Consider the following 24,072-nt stretch of genomic DNA (forward strand, 5'->3'; position numbering starts at 1 on the left):
CCGGAAGGCCGGATCGCTCCGCGATCCGGCACCGGAGTCCGCTCCGCAGACTCCGGAAAAGCGCAGCAACTAGGCGGAGGAGTGGGTGAATTGACGTTCAGTCACTTAAAAGTGACGCAGTATCACGTGAGCGCTTCTGTCCGGAGTTCTTGATCATTTTCTGCCGGGCTCTGCTAGCAGATGCGTCTTGCTGCTGTCATCGCGATGCCGAAGCCCGTCAGAACTCTGCCGACGGTGTGAGAGGACTGGAGCATGACCGAAGACGGATCAGGTGCACAGCAACGCCCAGGGGTTGTGCCGGCGGAGGTGGGCCGGACTGCAGCGGTGCAGCGCCTCCTCGACCTCGATGGCCGCGATGAGCTGACGTCCACGCATGTCCGTCTGGTAGCAAAGGCGTTGGGGCGTTCTGAGCGGACGGTGTGGCGGTGGTTGTCTGCCGCGCGAGTGGAGGGCCGGCACGGACGCATTACTGCGGCGCGGTTCACGGTGACACCGGAAGTGCGCACGCTCCTGGCCCTGTGGGGCGGCAACGCTTCCCGCGTTCACGCCGAACTGGTTGAGCGGGCTCGCTTGAATCCTGACAGCGGGCCGGCGCCGTCGTTGGCGACCCTGCACCGGGCGATCCGCCGGGACCTGACGGCGGGTGAGCGGGCCGGACTGCGTCAGGGCGAAGCAGCCCGGCGGGTGTACGACGTCTTCGCTACACGGCCGCCCACCCACCGCAACGCTGTCTGGGAAGGCGACCACAAGCGGGTTCCCGTCGAGGTCGACGTCGAAGGAGAACTGGCCTGCCCCTGGGTGACGTGGTTCATCGACTGCGCGACCAGAGTGGTTGTCGGTGTGGCGGTCACTCCTCATGCACCCAGCCGGGACGCGGTCCTGGCCTCGTTGCGGTGTGCGATCGACCGGCGTGAGCCCTATGGTCCGGCCGGAGGGCTCCCTGGCGCCATCCGGGTCGACCGAGGCAAGGAATTCCTGTGCCGCACCGTCACGGCTGCCATGGGTGGCTTCGCCGTCGCCGTGGTGGATCTGCCCCCGTACACGCCGCATCTGAAAGGCACCGTCGAGGCGCTCAACGGCGCGGCCGAGGAGATGCACTTTGTCCTCCTGCCCCGCTACCTGCACCGGCAGAAACTCACCGGAGGCAAGAGCGCTGATCCGGACGCGCCCGCTCTCGCCTTCGAGGCCTTCGTGGCCGGGCTGCTGGGCTGGGTGAACTGGTGGAACGGCCAGCACCGGCCTGCTGGCCTGGACGGCAGGACCCCGCTGGAGGCGTGGATGGCCGATGCCACCCCGCTGGCTGAGGCTCCGCCCGAGCAGCTGGCTCACTTCTCACTCGAAGGTGACGGACGGGAGCGGTCCATCACCAGCCACGGCATCAGGTGGCACCGCCGCGACTACATCGCCGAGTGGATGGTCGGCCGGACCGGTACGCGCGTCTCCATCCGGCACTTGCCTCACCACGACGACGTCATCGAGGTCTTCGCCGGCGGCACGCACCTGGGCAGCGCGTATCTGGCCGAGGCGGCCACGGCGGAGCAGGTCCGTGCGCTCAGAGCTGCCCGCACGGCGTCGGCCCGCCGCCTGCGGGCTGATCTCAAAGCTGCCGAGAGACTGCGCCGGGAGCGGTTCAAGGCGCAGACCGTGGCTGGCCGCGCCGAACGCAGCCGTACCCCGGCCCGCGGTGAAGCAGCCGGAGAGCTGGAGGGCGGGGCGCGACGGGACAGGCGCCAGCTGGCCCGGCCGGGTCTGATTCCCCATGGCCCGGCGCCGGAGCACTGGGTGCAGCTGGTGGATCCCAAGCAGCAGGACGGACGGCGTGATGAGGACTGACCTGGCCTACGGGCGCCTGCCTGACGAGCGTGAGGACCACTTCCTCGGCCTTAAGGCAGCGCATCTTGTGGGGACCGAGGCGTTGCTGACCACCCGGGACAACATCGAGGCGGTCATCGAGGCCAAGGCGATGATGTGCGCTTATGGGCCGGCCGGATACGGCAAGACCATGGCCGTGAACTCCGCGCTGCGGGCCTTGGCACCCGACATCACCTATCGCCTGGAACTGCGCTCCGGTCCCACCCCGCGCGACATCCGCCATGGACTGTTCAAGGCTCTGCGCCTGCCCGGCGAACCGCCCAAGCGTCCGATCGAGTTCGACGCGCTCCTGAAGAACGTCCTCGCCGAGCAGTTCCGGGTCCTGGTGTGCGACGAGGCACAGTGGATGAGCCGCACCGGATTCGAGTTCTGGCGTCACCTGTGGGACGACCGGCATACCGACATCGCCGTCGTCTTCGCCGGCGGCGACAACTGCTAGGTCCTGCGCCGTGAGCCGATGCTCGCCTCACGGATGTACATCTGGCAGGAGTTCGACCGCATCCCCAAACACGAGATCCGGCAGGTCATCACCGTATTCCACCCCGTCTGGGCCGCCGCGGACCCCTTACTGATCGACGCGGTCGACGCGGAAGCCGCCCACGGCAGCTTCCGCAACTGGGCCAACATCACCCACCACCTCGTGGCAGGGATGAGGAAGACCGGTGCGGACACGGTCACCGAAGCCCTGGTCCACTGGGTCTACAGCAAGATCGGCGGCATGTAGCAGTGAAGCCAGGCAGTCGGCACAGGACAGATCCGGGCGCAGCATCACGTCATGCGGTACGAGCAGCATTCACCGTCCTCCTCGACACCGGCGATGACCCAGTCTTCACTCAGGCCGCACTCGCGGCGCACCGGCTTGGCGCGGGACGCCTGGTCGTCCACCCCACCCCGGCAGCCTCCCACCCGCCCGGCCTGGCCCAGGACGTCCTGGCCGCGCTCGGCAAAGCCCTCCCCCGCCATCAGGGCGACGTGTCCCGACACCGCGCGGCATGGGCCGACATGGTCCGCCCCGCCTGGACCGCGGCCGCCAGCTGGATCCACGCACAGCGCATCGGCCACCTCGTCCTCCTACGCGCTCACACCCAGACCCCCGCACGATGGGCGCAGCTCACCCATCTCCAGCGGCGCACCGGGATCCACCTCACCCTCCTCTGGCACGACACCCTCGAGAGGCTGAACGACCGGGCGCAGGCATGGCAGGAGGCGTCCTGGGCCCTCATCAGCGAACAGGAAGCCGCCCAGCAGCGGCTACACCGTTGCGGACAGCGGCCCGCCCTCGACCAGCACGGCCAGAACCCGGCAGACACCAAGCCCGCGGCCCACCCCGTCGGGTGGCTGCAACAGGTCGGCCATCCGCTGCACGCAGGGCTCCTCGCCGCCCAGCTCGCCTGCGGCCAGCCCACACCCCAGCAGCTCGCGCGTGTCTGTCTCACCGACCTCGCCCCGGACGCGACCGCCCTGGCTCTGCCCCACCCCGGCCGCTACCGCTCCCCCGACCGGACCTGGCACCCCATACCCGTATGGGCGTGCCCCGCACTCATCGCAGCCCGCGCCTGGCAGCACCACACCGGACACCCCTACAGCAGCCGACGTTTGTTCCAGCACACCAACTTCCACCACCACAACCAGCTCTACGACCTCGCAGCCGCCGCCGGTATCCACCCCGCCATCACACGCCTGAACGGCGACCCCGCCTGGCCCACACCCCAGCGAAAAACATCGTGGCTCACGGCCACATGGTGAGAGCGATCGGCAACCAGCCGACCAGCACACTCTGCACAACCTGTCAGCACAGCCTCAGCAGTATCTGTCAGCCCACCATCAGGCACTGACCAGCGCAAACAACCCACCCCACCACTGACACCACAACAACAAAACACCACCGACAAAACACCACACAACACCATCCGCGCGGTTGAATTCCGGCGAAGCCGGAATTTGGGGGCCAACTCCGTTGGCCCCGGGCGCGAATCGCTTCGCGATCCGGCCCGAATTGGATTCGCTCCGCGAACCCAATAGTCTGGCTGGGGGGTTAGGGGGCGCCGGTTTTCTGCTTTCCTCTCGACTTTCTTGACTTACCGTCATGAACTCGGCCTGTCCAGCAGGTTGAGCCATCCGGCCCGCTCCGCCCGCCCGCTGTCCTCTTGTGGGCCACCACCAGTGATGTCAGTGGCGGGGTGGGTTGTTTGGCGCTGGCCAGTGCCTGATGGTGGGCTGACAGATACTGCTGAGGCTGTGCTGACAGCTTGTGCAGAGTGTGCTGGTCGGCTGCAACGAAACCCCACTGACAAAACACCGCACGACACCAGGCTGAATTCCGGCTCCGCCGGAATTGCTGCCAACTCCGTTGGCAGGGGCTGGAATTGCTCCGCAATTCGGCCGGACGGAATTCGCTCCGCGAATTCCTTTGTCTAGCTGCCTGGTTCAGGGCGAGTCGTTTTCCGGCTCACTCTGTGTTATTTACTGACTCGTCAAATCCACGTAGTTCAGAGCTGCTTCGCAGTTCTGATATCCCGTTCGCCTATTCCATTTAGTCAATCAGACTGTCTCATGTGGGATTCGCCCGCGCAAGTGGCTACCCTCGTGCCCCCTCCCGGGGCCCAGTGGGGCCCGTGTGGGCCGCGTCAGCGGCCGCGCGGAGGCTCCGCCGACGCGCAACATGAAGCCCGCCCCGATCCCCGAAGCCGCCGCGCAGCCCATGCCCGCCCCACCCTTTTCTCTCATTCGGGCAGGGAGAGCGGCAGCAGAGGGGATGTCAGCACCCCAACCACGAGTGAAAAGGCTTCTGACCAGGCACGATCGCGGACAGTTGATCAGGTGAGGTCAGGGGATAGCTCAGGGGATAGCTCAGGAGATTACGCGGGGTGTTGCCACAGAGGGCCTATTAGGTATTATGGAACGCGTCGCACGGTGGCCCCGGGCGACGCCGCCAAACGTTCGTCGACAGGAAGGCGCTCACGTGGAGATCGTCATAAGCGGGGGCAGGGTGACCTCCCTCAAAAGCGAGATCACGAACCTGCAGGCTCGAGCCGCTCGCAGCATCGCCAATTACCTTCCGCGCCCCGAGCTTCTGAGGGACGCCGTAATCCAGCACAACAAGGGCGAGGGCACCACGTCTATCCGGTTCGACACCAAGGCCGGTCCCATCCGGTTCCTTATTCCGGACTCCCCGGACATGGAATACCAGTTCATCAACGACACCGACGACGGGCCCGTCATTCTCGGATCGTTCAGGGGATTTGCCCTTTCGAGCCGATCTGTCGCGTTCCGAATCAGTGAGTTTCTGCGGATGCGTGAGCTCAAGTAGATAACCGTGCGCCGTGGTCCAGCATGCTGGACCCCGCTCAGAGCCCCGACAGCTTCACACCTACAGGAAGGACAGTCGCTGTGAGCATGACCCGCCTCGACCCGATCCAGCCCAAGTACCCCGCCGCATCCCCGAGTGAGGGCGAGGAAGAGCAGACTGAAGCAGCTTTCGAGTCCGCACTGGCTCAGCTCTCGCCGCGTTTCGGATTCCGGCTCCACCCGCAGGTACGCGAGCTGGCGTACGCCCTGTTTCAGATGGGATGGACCTCGGGTGTGCGCACGGGCCACACCTGGCCGTCACTGGCGAGCGTGCCTCTGCCGGACGGAATGATCCATGACGCCATAGGCGCATTGGTGAGCGCCGTAGGGGGAAGGCCCCCGCGCCTGGGGCAGAAGGTCGAGTACGAGGGAAGCGTGACGGGTCGCCACGGGAGCTACTGGGTCACGCACATTGAAGCGCACCTGAGCCTGTCTGGCCGTCCGACAGCGCATTACAGCCTCGGTGAGGTTCGGAACGGGCTTCTGCGTCCGGTGCTCCACAACGTGCACGTGGAGAGCTTTAAGCCTCTGCCGGAGGACTTCGACCGGGACGCTCTGTAGATCGGCGGGGGTGGGGCGGCCGGAGGTTAAAGGGGTTGCCCCACCCTCAGATTTAGGTATTATGGAACTTGCCCGGAAGGGGTGGCCCCCCTCTCGGGCACGCCGAAAGTTCGTCTCCCGAAGGGAACTTGAAGTGGCACACGAGATCGAGCAGTTCACCGACGGCACCGCCGCATTCGTCTCCGCGAACGAGAGCGCGTGGCACAAGCTGGGCACCGTGACCTCTGGTGCGATGACCGCCGAAGAGGCCATGCGCCTCGCGTCCCTGTCCGAGTGGAACGTGCGTCTCCTGCCCCTGACCGCGACCGAGCTCACCGACGACGGTGCTACGTCGCTGGAGGTACCGGAGCACTTCGCGACCGCGCGCACGCACCCCAAGACTCGCCGCACGCAGACGCTCGGAGTGGTCGGCAGCGACTACCAGCCCGTGCAGAACGAGGAGCACGCGGAGTTGCTCAACCACCTGGTCGACGAGTCGGGCGCGCACTTCGAGACCGCCGGATCGCTCAAAGGTGGTCGTCAGGTCTTCCTGACCATGAAGATGCCGCAGACCCTGACCATCGGCGGCAACGACGACGTCGATCTCTACATCGCGGCTTTCAACAGCCACGACGGGGGTTCAGCGTTCCGGCTGGTGGTCACACCGGTTCGTGTGGTGTGCGCGAACACCATGCGCGCGGCTCTCCACAGCGCGCGTTCCTCGTTCGTGGTCCGCCACACTGCCGGAGCCAAGGCCAAGATCGCGCAGGCTCGTTCCGCCCTGGGCCTGACCTTCCGGTACGCGGAGGAGTTCGAGAAGGCCGCACAGCGCATGATCGAGGCTGAGATGACGCTGAGCGAGCTGAAATCGGTCGTGGACGAGTTGTGGCCGGTCAAGGACAGCGACCACCCCCGGGCCAAGACCAACCAGCGCCAGCGGTGGGGGGCTATCTCGAACCTCTTCGAGAACGCCGACACCCAGGCCGGTATCCGGGGCACCCGGTGGGCCGGATACAACGCGCTCACCGAGTACGCCAACCACCTGGCCCCGGCGCGAGGCGGCTCCGCCGAAGCGAAGGCAGACGCCCGTGCCGAGCGGGTGATCAGTGGTTCGGCGAACGGCCTGATGGAAAGGGCTTTCGCCCTCACCACGGTCTGATCCCCCTGAATGCCGGATGGGCACCCCAACTACCCCCATGGGGGTGCCCATCCGGTCCCCACCGGCCAGCAAGTAGCCGCGCCCCACCCCCGAGCGCGGAGCGCTCCACCTCGTGCCAGGAGCGCGGAGCGCTGCCCGCCGGCCCCTGCCGCGTAGCGGCAGCGCGTCGCGTCTGCGGAGCAGAGCGCGCGCCACGAACACGTCTGTTCTCCGGCGCCCAGGCCGCGCCGGCGGCCGCCCGGCAACTCGGCGCCCACCGCCCCCCCCTGCCGCTTCACCGCCCGCGCCAAAGGTGCGCCGCTTCGAAGGGATTGCCATGGAACTGTTCACTCTCGATGGCCAGGAAGGCCCCCTGATGGATCTGTCCACCCCTGTGGGGCTCTCCTCGTTCGCGCAGGCGGTCGCCGAGCATCTCGGTACGGCGTGTCGGGCGCCGAGTGACGTGCAGGGCCGCGCGGAGCTCGTCTTCCCCGACGGTCGCGTCCTGGAGCTCGTGCCCAACCGGCGCGGTACGCGGCTGGTCATTCGCGCGGTGCTGCCGAGGGAGGCCGCTTCCTGGGGCATCGGCGCATCGATCACGGTGTCCGCCCGGCCGCGCCCCATGGAGGGCGAGACCCCAGAGCAGGCCGCCGCCCGGCACACGGCCACGCAGATCCGTCAGCGGCTGATCCCCGAGCACCTGGCAGCCCTGGCCGAACTGCGCAAGCACTACGCCCCGCTTGACTCCACCCTGGAGCGCGCCGAGAGGATTCTGTCGAGCTTCCCGGACAGTCCGCATGGGGCGGTGGCCGTGGGCGAGCGGATGATTCACGACTCGATGGGGTTGAACGTCCGGCGTGCTGTCGCCTGGTGGCGCACCCCCGCCGGGCCCTCGCGTGCGGTAGCGCCGTTCATCGCGGATGCCCTGCGCCGGGGCGGTCTGGCAACGACGGAGCCCTACGGGAGCGGTTACGTGTTCTTCGCCCCACCGCCGCCCGACGAGGAGGCCGTCATGCGGTTTCGTCTCGTCCCCGTCGGTCACCGCGCCGGTGTAGACATGGTGGATCAGTACACCGGAGCCTGTGTGCGCACCTATGGCGATGCGCACTGGGCCCTCGGGGTCGCGGAGAGCGCTGAGCGCGAGAACGAGGCCGCCCGCGCCGCCGAAGTGGCGTCCCTGGACCTCGCCGGGCTGTCCGAAGACCTCATCGAGGTGGAACACGTCCGGGCGCTGGCCGTCGACTTGGCTATGGCCGGGTACATGCCCTACGGCCTGAGCGGTGTCGACGACGCCGAGACACCGTGCTTCCTCATCTGCCCCGCACCGCACGGTGCGGTCACGGTCTCACGTCTTCTGGAGCCCTGGGGGTCCGTCCGGCCCGGAACCCGACTGCCTGCCCCGCACCACGAAGGCGAGCACTACGACCAAGACTTGCAGGCCTACGCCTCTGTACTGGCCCGCCCCGGCCGCACGGTGACCGTTGCCGCGCACGAGGTCCACGTCCAGTTCGACGACCCGACACGGTGACAGGAGGTTCCGCCATGCCCACCACCAATCACCAGGATCCGGCTCTGCGCCGGGCGACCACTGCCGTGGCCAGGCTGCTCGCAGTGCTGGGCACCGGCCAGCAGCACCTCGTGTGCAGCGACGGTAAGGGCGTCGCGATCACAACGGTCGACGTCGTCCTGTGCGGAGAGGAGATGACTCTCCACCACACGGCAGCCGACACATGGGCACTCGCCAAGGTGCTCAGCCGGGCGTTCACCTCAGCGGCCGGTGGCGGACTTGTCGTCCGTACGTCGGCGACCCAGGACACGGCGGAGCGGGTGCGCGGCTGGCGGGTGCAGGCCGGCTGGCTCACCCCGCTCACCGCCGCCCAGGTGTTCTCCGCCTACTGCACCGACGCCGTCACCGGCGACCCGCTCAGCCCCGAACGCGGCGTCGAGTACTGCCCGGGCCTGACCGTTCCCAGCCCCGAAGAGCTCTCCTGACCCCCGCTCCTCCCGGTGGGCCGCCCCGAAGCGGCCCGCCGCCTCCCCGGTGCTCCTCGAATGATCGGAGAATGCGCTGTGTTCAGCATCGACACCGCGTCCGGTACCGTGCCCGCCGCCCCGAGCGAGCCGGACCCCAGTGGGGCCGTCCGCTACGCCCTGACCGGCGCCGTCACGGGCACCGTGCACGTGGTCGCCTCGCACGACCCTCGCCAGTGGGACGACTTCCGGGCGCTGCGGATCAGTCTCGGATCCGAAAACGGCATCCATGCCCTCCCCACCGAGCCGCTCCCCCGCATCCGTGGCCGCTCCTACACCGGGGTCATGACCCGCCGGCTGACTGTTCCGGCCGACGCCGGGGACGGCTGCTTCATCAACGGCAGGCTGGCGGACAGCGCCGACCGCGACGCACCGCCCCAGGCGAGCACGACCCTGCACACCGTGATGCACGGCTGCGGAGAGCACTACGCCGCCCGCCCCGACCTGCCGGAACTGCAACGCCTTGCCCGGTGGCGGGAGACCCCGAAGCTGCGTGCCTGGCTGGAATCGATGATCACAACAGACCAAGCACACATCAGCCGCGACGAGCGGGAAGCGCAGCAGCACCACCGATCAGCCCGGATGTGCATCCAGGCGTGGTGGTTCCTGGCCCGCCTGTTCACCGAACAGCCCTCCCCGCTGCTCGCCTATCTGCTCGGCAACCACCCTGACTCAGTCGCCCACCGCGCCAGCTATCTGCCGCTCTGGGCCGACATCAGCGCGCGCAACGCTGCCGACACCCGCCGCCGACTCGACCACCTCCTTACCGAACGGGAAGGACTACGCCACCGCGGCCACCCACCGCTGCGCACCGCCTCCAGCGCTCGCTACGTGTCCTGACCTCCCGCCCGGGGCGGCCCGCCCAGCCGCCCCTACTGCACCAACGAATTCACCGGGGACCCACTCAGCCCTGAACGCGGCGTCAACTGGGGAACAAGCCCGCCTGTCCCCGCCCCGGAACAGATCTCCTGCCCCCGAGCAACCCCGAAGTGGCGTGCCGCCAGGCTGCCCCGGTCCGCCCCTGCCCTGCCCTTGCTCACGAGGAGAGACGAGTCATGGCATCGTTCACCCACGCCACCGTGCAGCGCTGCACTCACCTTGCCCGCGCCCTCGCCGCCGATGTGGAGCGACAACGGCTGCCAAAGCGACCCGCAGTTCCTGGACTACGTCGTCACCGACCCGCACGGCCGCATGTGGCGGATGGGTCACTCCACCAACTTCCAGATCCCTTTGTCCAGTCCGGGGCAGATCTGGCAGGCCTGCTGTCCAGCCCCGATGACGACACCCCGGTTCTGTCCGCCCGCCAGGTGGCGAAGCGCATCAAGGACGGCTGCGCATGAGCAGCCCACCGCCGCCATTCAGGCCCGAGGACTTCGAAGAGCGATGCGAGACCTGTCACACACCGCCGGGGCAGCTCTGCCGCACCTGGTGCGACACCGGATACACCGCAGATGATGCCCGCGCCGACGCCGTACGCTACGACGCCCACCGAGCAGCCCATTGAACCAATGCTTCCGGTTGGTCTGAGAGACCGGTCGCGGCTCGGGCCGAAATGCGTGCACTGTCCGCCCTGGAGGAGTTTCTGGGGCACGTGCTGAACACGCGGCTCCGCTTCGCCTGATTCTGCGCGACGACGCCACCGCCCACCCCGGTGGCCTGATGACCGGGGCCCGGCCGCGCGCGCTCCGTAACGTCCGCCGTTCACCCTCAACGACGAATCCGCGCAACCACCGGTATCCGCCCGCTGTGAAGAGAAGGGCTCCGCCGTGCCCCGATCCGCACTATCCCCGCCGCCCGCGTCGGCTCCCATGGCAGAGGAGGAGCGCCGGTGTGTCGACTGCGGGCTGCCGTGCAACGAGCAGGTCGCCTCCATCCGCCGCCTGCGGGGTGGCGCTCGTGCGGTGTACGCGTGCTCTGTCCACGCCGCCCGCCGGCGGGTGCGCTGACCTGCACCTTCGCGGCGGGCCAGCGCCGGGTAATACGGTTGCACCACACCACGACTACAGTATTATGGAACATGTCGGGAAGGTGGCTCCTTCTCGACTCCGCTGAACGTCCGTCAACCCAGCACAAGGAGGCCAGACATGGCCACAGCCACCGCCGACCAGACGGCCGCGCCCCTCCCCGTCGACACCGCCGAGGAGAACCTGAGTGCCGTTCTGCTCGACCCGAGCACGATCGTGCGCGACGAGTACAACGCCCGCGAGCACGACACCGAGCCCGACGCCGAGCTGATCCACTCCGTGAAGGCCGTCGGCGTCCAGGACCCGGTCAGTGTCCGCCCCCGCCCGGACGGCACCTATGGCGCGTTCAAGGGCTGGCGGCGTACCCAGGCCGCACAGATCGCGAACGCCACCGCCGAGGCGGAGAGCCACCCCCAGCGGCAGATCAGGGCCTATGTCCGCACCGACCTGGTGGACAGGGACGCCTGGACGCGGTTCCTGTCCCTGATCGAGAACCACCAGCGGCAGGACATGTCCCCCAAGGACACCCTCAAGGCCGCCGAGCTGTCGCTGCTGGGGATGGACGAGGTGGAGCAGACGCAGGCCGCGTGTGCGCTCGGCCTCAAGCGCGGTACCGGCAAGCGGCTTGGCCGCGCGCAGCAGCTCGATGACGCCACCCTGCGCCGGGCCTCCGCCTCGGGCATGGACCTGGAGCAGATCGCCCAGCTCGCGGAGGTCGAGGACGTGCCCCGCGCCCAGGACCGCCTGCTGCGGGCGCTGGCCCGCGATGAGGCGGAGGACGGGGGCGGGCGCGGTCACTGGGACCAGGAACTCGCCCTCCTCAAAGCCGAGCAGGACGACCGCACCGCCCGCAAAGAGGCTGTCGCGGCACTGGAGAAGGCCGCCATCCCGCTGCTGCCCGCGCCTTCGGCGTACGGGGAGAAGGACACCGCCCGGCCTCTGTCGGATCTGACCACACCCCTGGGCAGGCCACTGGAGGAGGCCAACCACAAGGGCTGCCCCGGCCACAGCGCCCGCCTCGACGACGAGCATCAGCCCCTGTGGTACTGCGCCGACCCGGCCGAGTACGGCCACAAAGTGCGTCCGAAGCCGAAGCCGCGCAAGAGCGCCGAGGACGAAGAGGCCGCCGCCGAGCGGGCCCGCACCACCGCGTGCAACCGGGCCTGGAAGGCTGCCGCAGGCCCCCGCAAGGCGTTCGTCTCCCGCCTGGTCCGCACCAGCAAAGCCCTGCCGGAAGAGGCCCGGCTGTTCGCCCTGGGGGTGCTGCTGGACCTGCCCCGCTTCTACGGCAAGTGGGCACAGCGCCAGGAGGGCGAGGACGTAGCCCAGTTCCTGGGGGTGAAGCTGCCCGAGAGCCCGCTGGAGCAGGTGCGGCTCTCGGAGCACGTCACCCTCTCCAAGGCCCGGACGGCTCACGTGCTGTTCGCGCATGTCGCCGCCGCCTTCGAGCGCGACATGCGCGAGCCCAAGGGCTGGAACGACGCCACCATGCAGGTGCGCTTCCTGTGGGAGGACCCCACCCCCCAGCAGGCCGCCTACCTGCTGCTCCTGGAGAAACTCGGTCAGGACGACAAGGGCTCCTACCGGCTGTCCGAGGTCGAGGAACAGGCAGTCGCCGCCCACCGGCGCCAGGACACTGACGCCACCGACGACGCCTGAGCCACCAGGCCAGACGCCCGCGCACGAAGGCCGGGCACCCACGGTGCCCGGCCCCACAACCCGCGCTCACGCACGACACCGGGAGCCCCTCATGTCCGCGTCCGGTCTCACGCAAGCCCTGGCAAGTCAGCAACAGCAGCCGCTCTGCCTTGACGTGCTGCGCCATCTGGTGGCCCACGACTGGGCACGTCTTCCGGGCACCACCCTGGTCGTGCTCTGCACCGCCCCCGAGGGCAACGGCTTCTCACCGTTCAGCACCTACGAGCATGCCCGCTACGCCCCCGAGGCTGACGGGCTGCGCGGCGAGATCTACCCGCTGGAGAGCGACCTCGCCCATGACCCCGGCCTGCGCGAGCTCTTCCCGCAGATCCCCGGCAACGCCGTCGCCGCGCTGGTGATCTACCCGCTCGGCTGACAGACGCACACCCCGCAGGCACCGCACCACCGGCGTCCATCCCCGGCCCGCCGTCCGGCGGCCGGGCTCTTCCACCGGGCGCACCCCGGGCCCGGATCACCCCACGCTGCACGAGAGAGGAATCCGCCATGCCCACCTTTGCCGAAATCCGCGCCCACGTCGCCGCCCTTACCGACGTCGACGCCCTCACCGCCGTCCAGGAGACGGCCGCCGCCCGCCTGGTCGAACTCGACGCCGCCCAGCGCCCGGTCATCCTTCCCGGGCGCACCGCACGGATCAACACCACGATCCGCCCGGCCTGCCTGCGCCGCCTGACCGGCACCGTCGGCCAGCCCAACACCACCGGCAGCCGCTTCGACTTCGTGCTCGACGAGGACTCCACCCAGCAGCTGCGCAACGACCCCCACAACACCCGCTTCACCGTCCGCAAGGACCAGACGCGCTACCGCATCCCCAAGGTCCCGGCCGCCTGTATCGAGCTCACCAACCCCCCGGCCGACGCGTAACCCCACCCCGGTCTGGGGCGGCGCGGCAATGCCGCCCCGGACCGCACCCGCAGACACCGTCTCCGCAACCAACAAGGAGCGCCGCACATGTTCAACCGACTCGAATGGGCCGACACCGCCAGCGCCGCGGTGCTGCTCTACCCCGGCACCGACATCGACGACGCCATCGTCGAACCCGGCGAGATCGCCGTCGCCGTAGGGACCGGCAGCAACGGCATCGCCCTGTACGGGTCGCCGCGACAGCTCGCCGACCGGCTGCAACAGCTCAGCGACGCCATCCGCAGCGCCCCGCCCGTACCCCAGCACGCGGCCTGCATCAGCGCGCACCCCGCCCCGCCGCATGCCAGCGACGCCGTCTTCCTGGACGCACAGCCGACCATGTGCGGCGACACCGCCACCGTGGCCACAGACCCACGCCAGGCAACCTGCCCCGCCTGCATCGAAGCCCACAACGCTCACCCCGCTACCCCGGACCGCCTGCGCATCCGCCTCAGCCTCCCCATCCCGGCGCTGCCCGACGCCGTCGCCGCGCAGCCAACAGGGCCGAGGGAACAGTGAAGACGGGACGTCCCGGTATACCGGTGCGCTGTCTCCACCGGCCGCTGGTCCAGGGCCTGGTCGTGCCCTGGGTTCGCTGACCCACATCGGACGCACCGCGTTCGGCAGCCTCGACGCCAGCCGCCCCGTGACACTGCCTCCCGTTCCCGACGACCCGAGACCGCCTGGCATGCCCTGCACCGTAGCGGCACGGTCGTGGGGCGCCCGGCCGAGGGACGGCCGACCGCCACGACCTTGTTCGCGATCGACGCCTCCAGCCCAGCCGAGGCGGAGCTGCGTGTCCTGCCTGGATCAGCACAGCTGCGAGGGCGACCTCCGCCAGGCAACCGCCACCACCGAGCAACAGGCCGGCCCCCACCGCTGACACGTCCGCCTGCGCGTTCCCGGCGAGTTCTGAGCCCAGCAGGCGCACCGCGCACCCATCCGCCATCCTCCGACGCGAGAGGAACCCCCGTGACCACCTCCGACCCGAAGACTCCCGTCGACCGGAACACCCCCATAGGCAAGGCCGTTCTGGCGCTGCACCAGCAGCTGACCGAACTGGAGGAGCGCACAGGAGAATGGCCCGGCGCGGACGTGGTCGACATCCTCGGCGGCTGGCTAGAGCGGTTGGACTTCACTGCCGCGCAACCGGCCCTCGCGTACATCCCGCCGCGCCCGCCGGGCAGCATCTGGCTGCTGCGCCGCTGGGACAGCGGCGAAGACCGCGTCCTGGCGTTCACCGACGAAGGCCCCGCGCTTGCCGAAATCGCACGCCACGTACGCGGCAACTGGAGCAACCTCCGCAGTCACGAGGGCATCCGGCCCTACCCTCCCGCTGATGACCGCCGGGCCGTGGAGCTGTACTACGGGCCCGACTGCCACCGTTTCCCCAACGAGGGCTACTCGCTCCACCGCGCCACCGTCCAAGGAGGGCGCCTCGGCCGCCTCATGCCCCTCGCCTTCGCGTTCCCCCCGGCCGAGGCGTGCGAGCGGGCGAACCGCAGCACCGTCTTCCACCCGCAAACCGATGAGAACGACCTTCCGTGCAGCGAGGTCAACGGCATCCTGGTGCTCGCCTACCGCGACCATGAGCTCGGCGACGTGCGGGTCTCCGTCCACCTCGACACCTCAAGCGACCGACTCGTGCGACCCGATGGCACGGTGCCCCTGCGCGTCACCGTTGAGGACACCGTCGTACTCGACGACAGCGGCACCGAAGGCGCACCACGAGAAGCCGTCCTGGACCAGTTACTCAACGCCGCCGAGGCCGGTCACCGGCAGGCCATCCGCGCGGCTGCCCTGGCCGCAGGACTCCTGTGGAACTGCCCGGCCTGCCACGGGGACAACCCGGCAGCGGCCACCTGCTGTGAGGGCGCAGGCCCGTGCCGAAAGCCCAAGCCAGCCGCAGAAGACGCGGCCGCGCGGGCGAAGACGAAGGCATCCGGCACGAGGAGGTGAGCATGGCCAGCGGAACCTTGGGCGGGTGCCTCTGCGGACAGGAAACGGGATGACACCCACCCACGTTTCAGGTATTATGGAACTCGCTTCACCTTTCCGGGCAGCACCCGACGTTCATCGCCTCTAGGAGGATCCCCATGAGCGGAGAGACCAGCGCCGTCATCCGCGGCCGCGTAACCGGAATCGTGCAGCTGCGCCACACCGAACGCGGCACACCCGCCGCCCGGTTCACCCTCATGCAGGTCCCCCGCGCCTACGACAGCACCCGCGGCCAGTGGCACGACAGCGAACCGGTCCCGGTCATCTGCACCGTCCTAGGACCCCTCGCCCGGCACGTCGCCGAATGCCTCACCGACGCCGTGCACGTCATCGCCACCGGGAACCTGGCCCTGCGCGCGGGCCTGCTCCACCTCGACTCGGCCCAGGTCGGCGTGGACCTCGCCCACCACATCGCCTACATCGACGACACCCTGCCCGCCGTCCTCGCCGGACACGCCCCCGCCCCGCACAGCACATCCGCACCCCTTCACCGCGCCACGCCCGCGAGCCCCACCCCCGCAGTCCAACCGGCCCCCGTCCCCGCCCCGGCCGCAGCGGCTCCAGCCGACTGGTGGGACACCGCGCCGCCCGCACCCTGGTACGCCGTCGCCGCAACCGGCCCCACCAGGCACTGACCGCGCCCGAGAGCCACCCCACCGCACCTCGCACCCCCGGCCTGCCCACCCGGCCGCACCCTGATGGAGGTTCACCATGCCCAGCCCCCGCCTGAGCGAACGCGCCGCCCGCGCCGCGCTCGCCGCCCATTTCTCTCCCACCCAACTCGCCGACGAGCTCTCCGGCTTTTCGCCGCAGGAGGTCTGGAAGCAGCGACTGTCCCGCGACAGCAGCGGCCGCCTTCCCCGTTACAGCCCGGCAGGCGGGCTACATGCCACCTCCGGCCGGTTCCTCATTCCCTCGGACGAGGCCTGGCCCGCCGCGCTGACCGATCTCGGTCCCCACTGCCCGCTGGGCGTGTGGGTCCGTGGCGCAGACCGCCTGCCCGGGCTGACCGCGAGCACCGTCGCGGTGACGGGCAGCCGCAACGCCACCCGGCGGTCCTTCGCCCAAGCCCAGTCCTTCGCCGCCGCTGTCGCCGAAGCCGGTCACACCGTCACAGCGACGCTCGCCTACGGCGGCGACTCCGCCGCCCACCAGGCCGCCGCACGCGCCGGGCGGGCGTCCCTGGCTGTCTACCGTGCGGCCTGGACCGGGCTCACCCCGAAGGTCACGCACCGCTGCTGCGGTCCGTGCCTGCCTGGGGCGGCGCCGTGCTCAGCCTCTACCCGCCCGGCACCCCGGCCAGCGCTCTGACACTCAAGGCCAGCGCCCGCCTGCTCGCCGCTCTCGCCCGCGCGGTGATTGTCGCCGAGGTCCTGGACGACGGCGAGCCAGCGATGCTCACCGCCACGGTCGCCGTCAGTCTCCGCCGGCCCCTGCTGGTGTCGCCCTCATCCAAGGGCGCGCAGGCGGGCCCTACCGCTCGCCTGCTGACGGCACAGCAGGCCGTCCCCGTCACAGACCCCCAGGCCGCACTCGCCCTGCTCTGAAGCCCGGCCACCCAGCCGTACCCGCCTCTGCCGGCGGGGTATGGCGACGACGAAGACCATGCCCGCTGCTCCCAGGCCCCTCGCTCGCCCTCGTGGCCCGCGCCGGTGACGTCGCCGACGGCGACCTGATCCTGGCCGCCGTCTCCCTCCAGGGAGCCGACTACTACAACGAGCCCTGGGCCGCCCACCGCCTCGCCCTGGAGGCCCGCGAGCACTGCATGGCCGTCCACATGGGCCGCGTCAACTCCCGCCGACGACGGCTGCACACCGCCCAGGCCTTCGGCTGCGCCAGCGCCGACGGCACCTACCTCGCCTTCGGCCCCGATACCAGCCTCCCCCGCCACCTCGCTTGGATGAACGAACTCCACACCACGCCACCCCTGTTTGGAGACGACGCGTGACGACGAGCTGGCTGCGCTACGTGGGTGCCTCAATCATGGGCATCCTCAACCCCATCCCCTCACCGACGCCTTCCCCTATGACCGCGGAGGAAGGCGCGTGGGTGCGTGCAAATGCCTGGACCACGGCCCTGCGCAAGATCGACGAGGCCTACCCTCACGGGTTCCACCGGTGGTGCTCGTGCGAAGCTGGCACCTGCTACCCCTGCCGCACCGGCCACCACGGCCAGTGCATCAGCGCCAACGGACCACGCGTCGACACGGATGCAGGCACCCTCACCGACCGAGGCGGCTTCGTCGTCTCCGTGATCCGGCACACCCCGCACCAGCGTCCCTGCCGGTGGATCTGCCCCTGCCCCCACACAGCGGCTCCCCACAAGGCTGCCGCTACCGAAACGACCACGTCCGGGCCGTCCACCGCCCACCCGGCCAGGCCCGCGCCCGGGTTGGCTCCCACCCCCAAGGGCCAGCTCTCGCTCTTCGACAGCAACTCCCAGGACCAGCAGCAGGCAACGCCGTGAGCTTCCCCGTCCAGCACCCGATGCTGTTGCGGGACCTACCGGAGATCACACCCGTGTCGCCCTGGTGCCAGCGCTGACGTGAACGCACTCCTGGCAGCATGTGCACGACGGCGGGTTCAACTCCAACCACTACGAAGTGGCCCCACTCGGCGAGGCGCAGGCCGAACACTTCGTGCGCACTCACCACTACTCCGCCACTTACCCGGCCGCGACCCGGCGACTGGCCCTGTACGAGACATCCGCAGGTGAGCGACGTCTGTGCGGGGTCGCTGTTCGGGGTCCCGGTCAGCCCAGCCGTGCTGACCAATCCCCTGCCACAACTGCGCCCCTACACCGAATCCTTGGTCTGTTCGCGGTTCGTACTCCTCGACGAGTGCCCCGGCAACGCCGAATCGTGGTTCCTCGCCCGCTGCTTCGACGCCCTGCTCCATACCGGGGTACGCGGAGTGGTCACGTTCGCCGACCCGGTACCGCGCCGGACCGCCGCAGGTGCCCTGGTAATGCCCGGCCACGTCGGAACGATCTACGCGGCGACCAACGCCGTGTACACCGGCCGGGCCACCGCCCGCACGGTCAAGCTCCTCCCAGACGGCACCGTCTTTAACGAACGGCCCAGAAAGTCCGCCGCCAAGAGCAGGGCTGCGCGTACGCGAGCGCCCAGCTCATCGCGCTGGGCGCTCCGCGGCCGGGGCCCAGCTGCGACCCGGCGGCATGGCTGCGCGAGGCCCTGGCCGCAGTCGGCGCCCGCACCATCCGCCACCGCGGCGCGCACCGCTTCGTCTACCGGCTGGGCCGCACCCGCCGCGAGCGGGAAGAAGTCGAACTCGGCCTTCCCGCACGCCGGCCCTACCCCAAACGGCGCGACCCCGAGCCCTCACCCGCGTGAGCCCGGGCCCCAGCTCAACCCTCACCGCGGTCCCACCCGTCCGGCGCCCATCCCCCGTCGCCCACTCCTGCGACTCACTGGAGCTGACATGCCTTCTCGTACGCCCCGCCGCTCGTCCGGCAGGCCCGACCTAGCTTCCTACGACCTTCTCGCGCCCCAGCTGTCCGGCGGCAAGGACAGCGCGGTCACGATGGCCGTGTTCATGGACGCCGCCCGCACCACCGGTGTGGAGGAGCGGGTGTTCTCCTACCATTCCAGTCTTGGTGTGCTGGAGTGGCCCGCCGTCGACTTCGACGGCACCCGCTACCCCGGCGTGTCCGAGCTCGCCGCGCTACAGAGTGCCGCGTTCGGGGTGCCGCCCGAGAGGCACATCGAGGTCACCCGCACCCTGCCCGGCCCGGACGGCACCCGCATGCCGCACAGCCTGCTCACCGAGATCGCGGCCTACGGGCGTTTCCCCCGGATGGGCAGCCCGTATTGCCGCACGGCGGCAAAGGAGGGCGTGGTCTCCAGCGCCTGGACACCGATCGTCCGCCGCCTGGGGCGCGAACTCGGCCACCCCGTGCGAATCCTGAAGGTCATGGGCTTACGCAGCGACGAGGGAACCGACCGCAAGAAGCGGCCAGTCTTCCGCACTGTGCAGGCCAACAGCGCGCGGATCGTCGATGAATGGCTGCCCGTCAAGGACTGGCCGACCGAGGACGTCAAGAAGTGGCACGCCGACGCCCCCGTGCCCTACAGCTGGACCTACGACTCGGCACCCGGCGCCGGTGACTGGGCCGGCACCTCCCGCTGCTCCTGCTCGCTGTGCGTGTTCGCCTCCCGCCGCGACCTGTTGCTCGCCATCGGCCGCCGCCCGCGGCTCGCCCGCCTGTACGCGGAAGTCGAGCAGGTGCGCGGCGACACCTTCCGGCCCGACTGGCGCATCACCGACCTGATACGGCACGCCACTACCTGCGGCGCGCCCGACCCCGGCGTCATCTGCCCGGACGACGGACCCGAATTCATCGCCCTGGAAGTACAGATCCGGGCAGCACTCAAGCAGAAGCCGCGCAAGGAACCACGGCTCGCCCGCCGCAACGGGCGCACGCCGTGCGACGGCTGCACCGCTCACCACTGATGTCCCCACCGCCTGCCGCGCCCACGCGCAGCCTGGGCGCGGCAGGCGCCGCTACCGTGGGGACAAGGAGATGAGGATGGAGACGAACACCACCGCCCTGCTGCTCGACCTCGCTGCCCAGGCCCAGAACGCGGGCGACGCGGACGCGCTGCGCGCGTTGCTGTCCGCGGGCCACCAGGCCTGGTGTGCGGGACTCGCCGAGGTCCAAACGGGCGTTGCCCGGGAGAACGCACCCCTGTCCGACGCCGAACTGGCCCAGCGGTGCGCCACCGCCGGCGCCGGGTGGGAGGCTGGCATGCCCCGCAACGAGGCGCTCTCCGCACTCGCGTTCGCGACTTGGGACGCCGCTCCGGCCGCCCTCGCCTACACCGAGCTCGAAGAACGCGCCGAGTCCCTCGGAGTCAGCCTTCTCGGCGAGGAAATTCTGTAACTGAATCTCGCGCTGAGCTGGACACGAAAACCCCACCTTTGGCATTATCGAACCTGTCGCGCTGGACCGGCGCCGGCACCACCCGATCCTTGCCAAAAGAGGCCCAGATGTCTCCCGCCGAGCGGCTCGTGGACACCACTCAGATCGTGTCCGAGTTCGGCACGAGCAAGCCCCGGATCAGCGAGTGGAGCAACAACCCCGACAGCGGCTTCCCCGCGGTCGCGCACACCCAGGGCCGCAAGCGGTACTGGCGCCATGCCGAGGTCGCAGCCTTCTTCGCCCAGCGCGCCCCGAAGAAGCGCACCCTGCCGGCCGCGGTCCTCGAGGCCGACCAGGACGAGCTGCTGACCAAGCGCGAGGTAGCCGCACTCCTGGGCTACACCCGCACCTCCACCATCGACGCCTACTTCCGCGACCGGCCCGGCTACTTCCCCGAGCCCGACGAAGACATCGACGCCCCCATGTGGCGCCGCGGCACGATCGTCACCTGGGCCACCAGCCGCCCCGGCAAGGGCCGACGCGGCCCCGCCCCCGCCGCCGCCCTGCCCGACGTGCCCGTCGAGGGCGACCCCGACGAACTCCTCGGCACCGCCGAAGTCGCCAGCCTCCTTGGCTACGGCAGCGCCGCCTCCTTCTCCAGCGCCCTCTCCCAAGGACGCATCCCCCAGCTGCCGCAGCCGGACACCCTGCACAGGGAGGAAGGCCGACGCGGCGGGCCCCGCAAGAAGTGGCGCAGGTCCACCGTCCTGGCAGCCGCCCGCGAACGCGGCGTCCTGCCCAAGGCCGGCCAGGACGAGAACGAGGACTTGGTCGGCGCCGCCGAAGCCGCCCGCATCCTCGGCTACAGCAACGCTGACAGCCTCCTCAGCGCCCTCGCCCACGGACTCCTGCCTGACCTCGAGCACCCCGACGGATTCGAATACCGCCGCGGCAGCGCAGGCCGACCCCGCCAGCAGCGCTGGAGCCGCACCCGCCTTCAGGAACTGGCCGAACGCCGCTCCCCAGTATCCTGACCGCACCACACCCACCCCGTGCCCCGGCACGGGATACCGTAAGACCGCGGCCTCTGGTCAAAGGGAACGACGAACTCCCGGCGGGCCACAGACCGCACGATGGCCGGTACGGAGCGGCTAGCCACCGCTCTCCCGCGAGGCCGCACGGCTTCGCGGAACCGGCCATCGCTACTGATCCTGCGAACCTGCCGGCACCCGACCACCACGCCCGTCAGCTCCTCCTACCGACACCCTCTCCGCAGCCGCACGGGACCGGGACGCCGCCGGGCAGACCTCAGGCGCGCTCCCTCCAAGACCGGTCGGTGTCGGCGCCTTCGTTCATTACGGGGCAGCGCCTGGCGGAGATCCTCGATCTGGACACTTCGTCGTCGGTCACCGGCGCCGAGGCACTCATCAGCCTGTCGTCTTCCGGTGATCGTGTGCACCTATGCCGTTCACTGGAACGGACGGAACTTTCACAGCCGGGGCGTTCGCGAGCTGGTCAGCACCCGCATCCGCAACACGGCCGACGAGCTCGGCCTGCCTCACCTGGCGGAAAACCACCCGGGAGTACACCCGGCGGGCCGACGAGGGGAAGATGGGCTACCTCGACTTCCTCGACCTGGTTCTGTCTGAGGAACTGGCCGTCCGCGACGACCGCCGCTTTCGCCAGGGACTGCGGCTGTCCCGGCTGCCCCACCACAAGACACTCGACGAGTACGACTTTTCCTTCCAACCCGACCTTGACCCGCGCAAGGTCAAGGACCTCGCCCACCTCTCGTTCGTGGAGGGCAAGGCGAATGCCGCTCTGCTCGGGCCGCCCGGGGTCGGCAAGACGCATATCGCCGTCGCCCTGGCCGTCGCGGCCTGCCGGGCCGGCTACTCGATCTACTTCACCAGCCTCGACGAAATAAACAGGTCATCTCCTACGAGAAGGGATCCATCATCCTGACGTCGAACAAGACCTTCAGCGAATGGGGTCAGGCCTTCGGCGACGAGGTCCTCGCCACCGCGATCCTCGACCGGCTCCTCCACCACTGCGAGGTGATCTCCATCGACGGCCCGAGCAACCGGCTGAAGAACCGCCTCAAAGCCATCGAGCGAGAGACGGAAATGGCATGAGGTCTCACGAGGCGCTTGGAGCGGTCTGCGTCGTCCCTCGACGGCCGGATCTCAACGCGAGATAGGACGTCACCGCCGTCGCGACGAGAGGCAGGAGCGGATACAGAACTGCCGTCCCCCACGACGTGAAGCTCTTGTCCACCACCTCAAAGGTTCCCCACGGCGTTCGGGCTGCGGGCACTACGTCCCCTTGCTTGCCGTCATAACGCACTGTCACCGTGTTCATGCTCACGTCGCCCACAAGCTGGCCAGAGCACTCGACGTGGCTTCCACTTCGACTGCTTTGGAGCCGGCACTGCGAAAGATGAACCCGGACTTCGTTCCCAGCCAGTCCCAGCCGCACGAGCCCGAGAGCCCCGGCTGACACCGTTATCCCCAGAAACAGCACAGCAAGCACGCTCCAGGCCACGGCCGCTATGCCCCACCCCTTAGTTGTCACGGAGCCAGCATGGCGCACCAGGATCAGAAAGAACTGGGGACGTTCGTCCGTACGCAGCTGGGGAGAGAAGTCCGTACGCCGACAGCTGCAGGAACAAACCGAGTCAGCCGCCTTCCCGCTCCACGGACGACAGCGATCGGGACCTGCAGTTGATGCGGGCGGAGCAGAGGGGGAACACCACGTGGTCTCGTCAGCCGTGGTTACGAAAGACGAGCAGATAGCGCCAGAAGAGGAGCCTGCGGATGTTGCACCCGGGCAGCAGCATCGCAGCTTCCCGGCGGATCTCGACCAGGGGCATGGCCGGCTGTCGCACAGGCACCTTCACTCGTTCTCGACCAGTCGCAGCAGAGGCAGATCGGAGTTTGTCCCTCACGGCGACGGCCAGCCTGAGGACAGCGTTGACGGGCACAGCTACCAGGCTCCAAGCCCAATCGAGGTGAGTCTTCTCCGGATAGCAGCCCAAGATCACGAGGACCCCGCCGGGCGCAAGCGCGTCACGCAATGCGGCGACGGTGTCGAACGGCATGTGGTGGATGCTGGCGAGGCACGAGACGAAGTCGTAGTGCGCCTTGGGAAGTTCCACTTCGGTCACGTCCGCGTGCTGGAAGCGCGGGCTCCGGTCACCAGCTATCCGGCCGGACAGCTCGCGAGCCTCCGCGATGGCTTCCTTCGACGGATCGATCGCATCGACCTCTATGCCCAGGTGAGCGAGCCGACGCGCGAACTGGCCGGTCCCGCACCCGACATCCAGTGCCGCACCGCAATTCCGCGGTACCTGGTGCAACAGCAGACGGTGATAGTGGTTGTTGTGATCAAAAGGCATGGTCCCGACCCTGCCACAGTGGACGCACTCGGCCTCACCTTCCACCATCAAGACCCTTGCTGTGATCTGCGTCACACCAGCGGGTCCGGAATCCAACACAGGCTGCTGTCATCGTCGCGAACGCGGCACGGGCAGCGGACCTGCTGAATGGCAACACGCACTCGACCGCACACGGCCTCTGCGTCACGGCTACGACGCTCGCGTCGACGCCGACACGCAAAACCGCCGGCCCCAATCGCACGGAGATCGCTCCGCGACTGCGTATACAGCGCGATCACGTAGGC

At 69.3% G+C, this 24,072-nt stretch carries 23 protein-coding genes and 3 pseudogenes; 24 read left to right on the forward strand and 2 right to left on the reverse strand.

Annotated elements, in window-relative coordinates; translation table 11 throughout:
• The first annotated feature begins 324 nt into the window (after nt 1–324).
• The 3 genes from ABD236_RS22765 to ABD236_RS22775 are packed head-to-tail and all read left to right on the forward strand — an operon-like array spanning nt 325 to nt 2,596.
• Complete coding sequence (locus tag ABD236_RS22765) at nt 325–1,833, forward strand: Mu transposase C-terminal domain-containing protein (RefSeq protein WP_425543932.1); 1,509 nt, start codon at nt 325–327, stop codon at nt 1,831–1,833.
• Nucleotides 1,823–2,311 (forward strand): ATP-binding protein, encoded by a 489-nt coding sequence (locus ABD236_RS22770; protein ID WP_344076142.1) that lies wholly within the window; start codon nt 1,823–1,825, stop codon nt 2,309–2,311. Before ABD236_RS22765 ends, ABD236_RS22770 begins: the two co-directional genes overlap by 11 nt.
• Nucleotides 2,312–2,329: 18 nt before the next feature.
• Nucleotides 2,330–2,596 (forward strand): hypothetical protein, encoded by a 267-nt coding sequence (locus tag ABD236_RS22775; protein WP_344076145.1) that lies wholly within the window; start codon nt 2,330–2,332, stop codon nt 2,594–2,596.
• 44 nt (nt 2,597–2,640) lie between these two features.
• On the opposite strand, the gene ABD236_RS22780 is transcribed toward ABD236_RS22775, so the two are convergent.
• Entirely contained in the window at nt 2,641–2,856 is a 216-nt protein-coding gene (locus ABD236_RS22780; RefSeq protein WP_344076147.1) for a hypothetical protein, read from the reverse strand.
• Here ABD236_RS22780 and ABD236_RS22785 point away from each other — a divergent pair.
• From ABD236_RS22785 to ABD236_RS22880, 21 genes and pseudogenes are all read left to right on the forward strand, one after another.
• Entirely contained in the window at nt 2,845–3,618 is a 774-nt protein-coding gene (locus ABD236_RS22785; RefSeq protein WP_344076149.1) for a hypothetical protein, read from the forward strand. The two genes, ABD236_RS22780 and ABD236_RS22785, sit on opposite strands and share 12 nt — an antisense overlap.
• A gap of 1,216 nt (nt 3,619–4,834) precedes the next feature.
• Entirely contained in the window at nt 4,835–5,182 is a 348-nt protein-coding gene (locus ABD236_RS22790) for a hypothetical protein (RefSeq protein ID WP_344076151.1), read from the forward strand.
• An 80-nt stretch (nt 5,183–5,262) separates the two neighbouring features.
• Entirely contained in the window at nt 5,263–5,781 is a 519-nt protein-coding gene (locus ABD236_RS22795) for a hypothetical protein (protein WP_344076153.1), read from the forward strand.
• Between the two features lie 133 nt (nt 5,782–5,914).
• The gene (locus ABD236_RS22800; protein ID WP_344076155.1) at nt 5,915–6,919 is read left to right on the forward strand and encodes a DUF932 domain-containing protein; all 1,005 of its coding nucleotides are present in this window, start codon (nt 5,915–5,917) and stop codon (nt 6,917–6,919) included.
• A gap of 316 nt (nt 6,920–7,235) precedes the next feature.
• Nucleotides 7,236–8,426 (forward strand): hypothetical protein, encoded by a 1,191-nt coding sequence (locus tag ABD236_RS22805; protein WP_344076157.1) that lies wholly within the window; start codon nt 7,236–7,238, stop codon nt 8,424–8,426.
• Between the two features lie 14 nt (nt 8,427–8,440).
• On the forward strand, nt 8,441–8,890 hold the full coding sequence (locus ABD236_RS22810) for a hypothetical protein (RefSeq protein WP_344076159.1): 450 nt from the start codon (nt 8,441–8,443) through the stop codon (nt 8,888–8,890).
• A 78-nt stretch (nt 8,891–8,968) separates the two neighbouring features.
• Nucleotides 8,969–9,769, forward strand: a complete 801-nt coding sequence (locus ABD236_RS22815; protein ID WP_344076162.1) for a hypothetical protein — start codon at nt 8,969–8,971, stop codon at nt 9,767–9,769.
• 1,244 nt (nt 9,770–11,013) lie between these two features.
• The gene (locus tag ABD236_RS22820) at nt 11,014–12,552 is read left to right on the forward strand and encodes a ParB/RepB/Spo0J family partition protein (RefSeq protein ID WP_344076163.1); all 1,539 of its coding nucleotides are present in this window, start codon (nt 11,014–11,016) and stop codon (nt 12,550–12,552) included.
• 91 nt (nt 12,553–12,643) lie between these two features.
• A complete protein-coding gene (locus tag ABD236_RS22825) occupies nt 12,644–12,967 on the forward strand; it encodes a hypothetical protein (RefSeq protein WP_344076164.1) in 324 nt (107 codons plus the stop codon).
• Between the two features lie 128 nt (nt 12,968–13,095).
• Entirely contained in the window at nt 13,096–13,473 is a 378-nt protein-coding gene (locus ABD236_RS22830; RefSeq protein WP_344076165.1) for a hypothetical protein, read from the forward strand.
• Nucleotides 13,474–13,560: 87 nt separating this feature from the next.
• The gene (locus ABD236_RS22835) at nt 13,561–14,031 is read left to right on the forward strand and encodes a hypothetical protein (RefSeq protein WP_344076167.1); all 471 of its coding nucleotides are present in this window, start codon (nt 13,561–13,563) and stop codon (nt 14,029–14,031) included.
• 453 nt (nt 14,032–14,484) lie between these two features.
• Nucleotides 14,485–15,471: a hypothetical protein gene (locus ABD236_RS22840; protein ID WP_344076169.1), complete on the forward strand. Its 987-nt coding sequence runs from the start codon at nt 14,485–14,487 to the stop codon at nt 15,469–15,471.
• 137 nt (nt 15,472–15,608) lie between these two features.
• Nucleotides 15,609–16,145, forward strand: a complete 537-nt coding sequence (locus ABD236_RS22845) for a single stranded DNA-binding domain-containing protein (RefSeq protein WP_344076171.1) — start codon at nt 15,609–15,611, stop codon at nt 16,143–16,145.
• Nucleotides 16,146–16,221: 76 nt separating this feature from the next.
• Nucleotides 16,222–17,057 (forward strand): annotated as a pseudogene (locus ABD236_RS22850) (DNA-processing protein DprA).
• A gap of 92 nt (nt 17,058–17,149) precedes the next feature.
• Nucleotides 17,150–17,458 (forward strand): hypothetical protein, encoded by a 309-nt coding sequence (locus tag ABD236_RS22855; RefSeq protein ID WP_344076173.1) that lies wholly within the window; start codon nt 17,150–17,152, stop codon nt 17,456–17,458.
• A 35-nt stretch (nt 17,459–17,493) separates the two neighbouring features.
• Nucleotides 17,494–17,976 carry a DUF6248 family natural product biosynthesis protein gene (locus ABD236_RS22860; RefSeq protein WP_344076687.1) on the forward strand — a complete coding sequence of 161 codons (483 nt, stop codon included), beginning with the start codon at nt 17,494–17,496 and terminating at the stop codon, nt 17,974–17,976.
• Between the two features lie 98 nt (nt 17,977–18,074).
• A pseudogene (locus ABD236_RS35150) lies at nt 18,075–18,545 on the forward strand (Mom family adenine methylcarbamoylation protein); the annotation flags it as partial.
• A 405-nt stretch (nt 18,546–18,950) separates the two neighbouring features.
• Nucleotides 18,951–19,982: an adenine nucleotide alpha hydrolase family protein gene (locus ABD236_RS22865; protein WP_344076176.1), complete on the forward strand. Its 1,032-nt coding sequence runs from the start codon at nt 18,951–18,953 to the stop codon at nt 19,980–19,982.
• A gap of 76 nt (nt 19,983–20,058) precedes the next feature.
• A complete protein-coding gene (locus tag ABD236_RS22870) occupies nt 20,059–20,412 on the forward strand; it encodes a hypothetical protein (RefSeq protein WP_344076178.1) in 354 nt (117 codons plus the stop codon).
• Between the two features lie 107 nt (nt 20,413–20,519).
• Nucleotides 20,520–21,425, forward strand: a complete 906-nt coding sequence (locus tag ABD236_RS22875; RefSeq protein ID WP_344076181.1) for a hypothetical protein — start codon at nt 20,520–20,522, stop codon at nt 21,423–21,425.
• Nucleotides 21,426–21,842: 417 nt separating this feature from the next.
• A pseudogene (locus ABD236_RS22880) lies at nt 21,843–22,526 on the forward strand (ATP-binding protein).
• Nucleotides 22,527–23,155: 629 nt separating this feature from the next.
• On the opposite strand, the gene ABD236_RS22885 reads toward ABD236_RS22880, so the two are convergent.
• Nucleotides 23,156–23,788 carry a class I SAM-dependent methyltransferase gene (locus tag ABD236_RS22885; protein WP_344076184.1) on the reverse strand — a complete coding sequence of 211 codons (633 nt, stop codon included), beginning with the start codon at nt 23,786–23,788 and terminating at the stop codon, nt 23,156–23,158.
• Nucleotides 23,789–24,072 lie beyond the last annotated feature (284 nt).

This window comes from Streptomyces crystallinus (genome assembly GCF_039521265.1).
Classification (GTDB): Bacteria; Actinomycetota; Actinomycetes; order Streptomycetales; family Streptomycetaceae; genus Streptomyces; species Streptomyces crystallinus.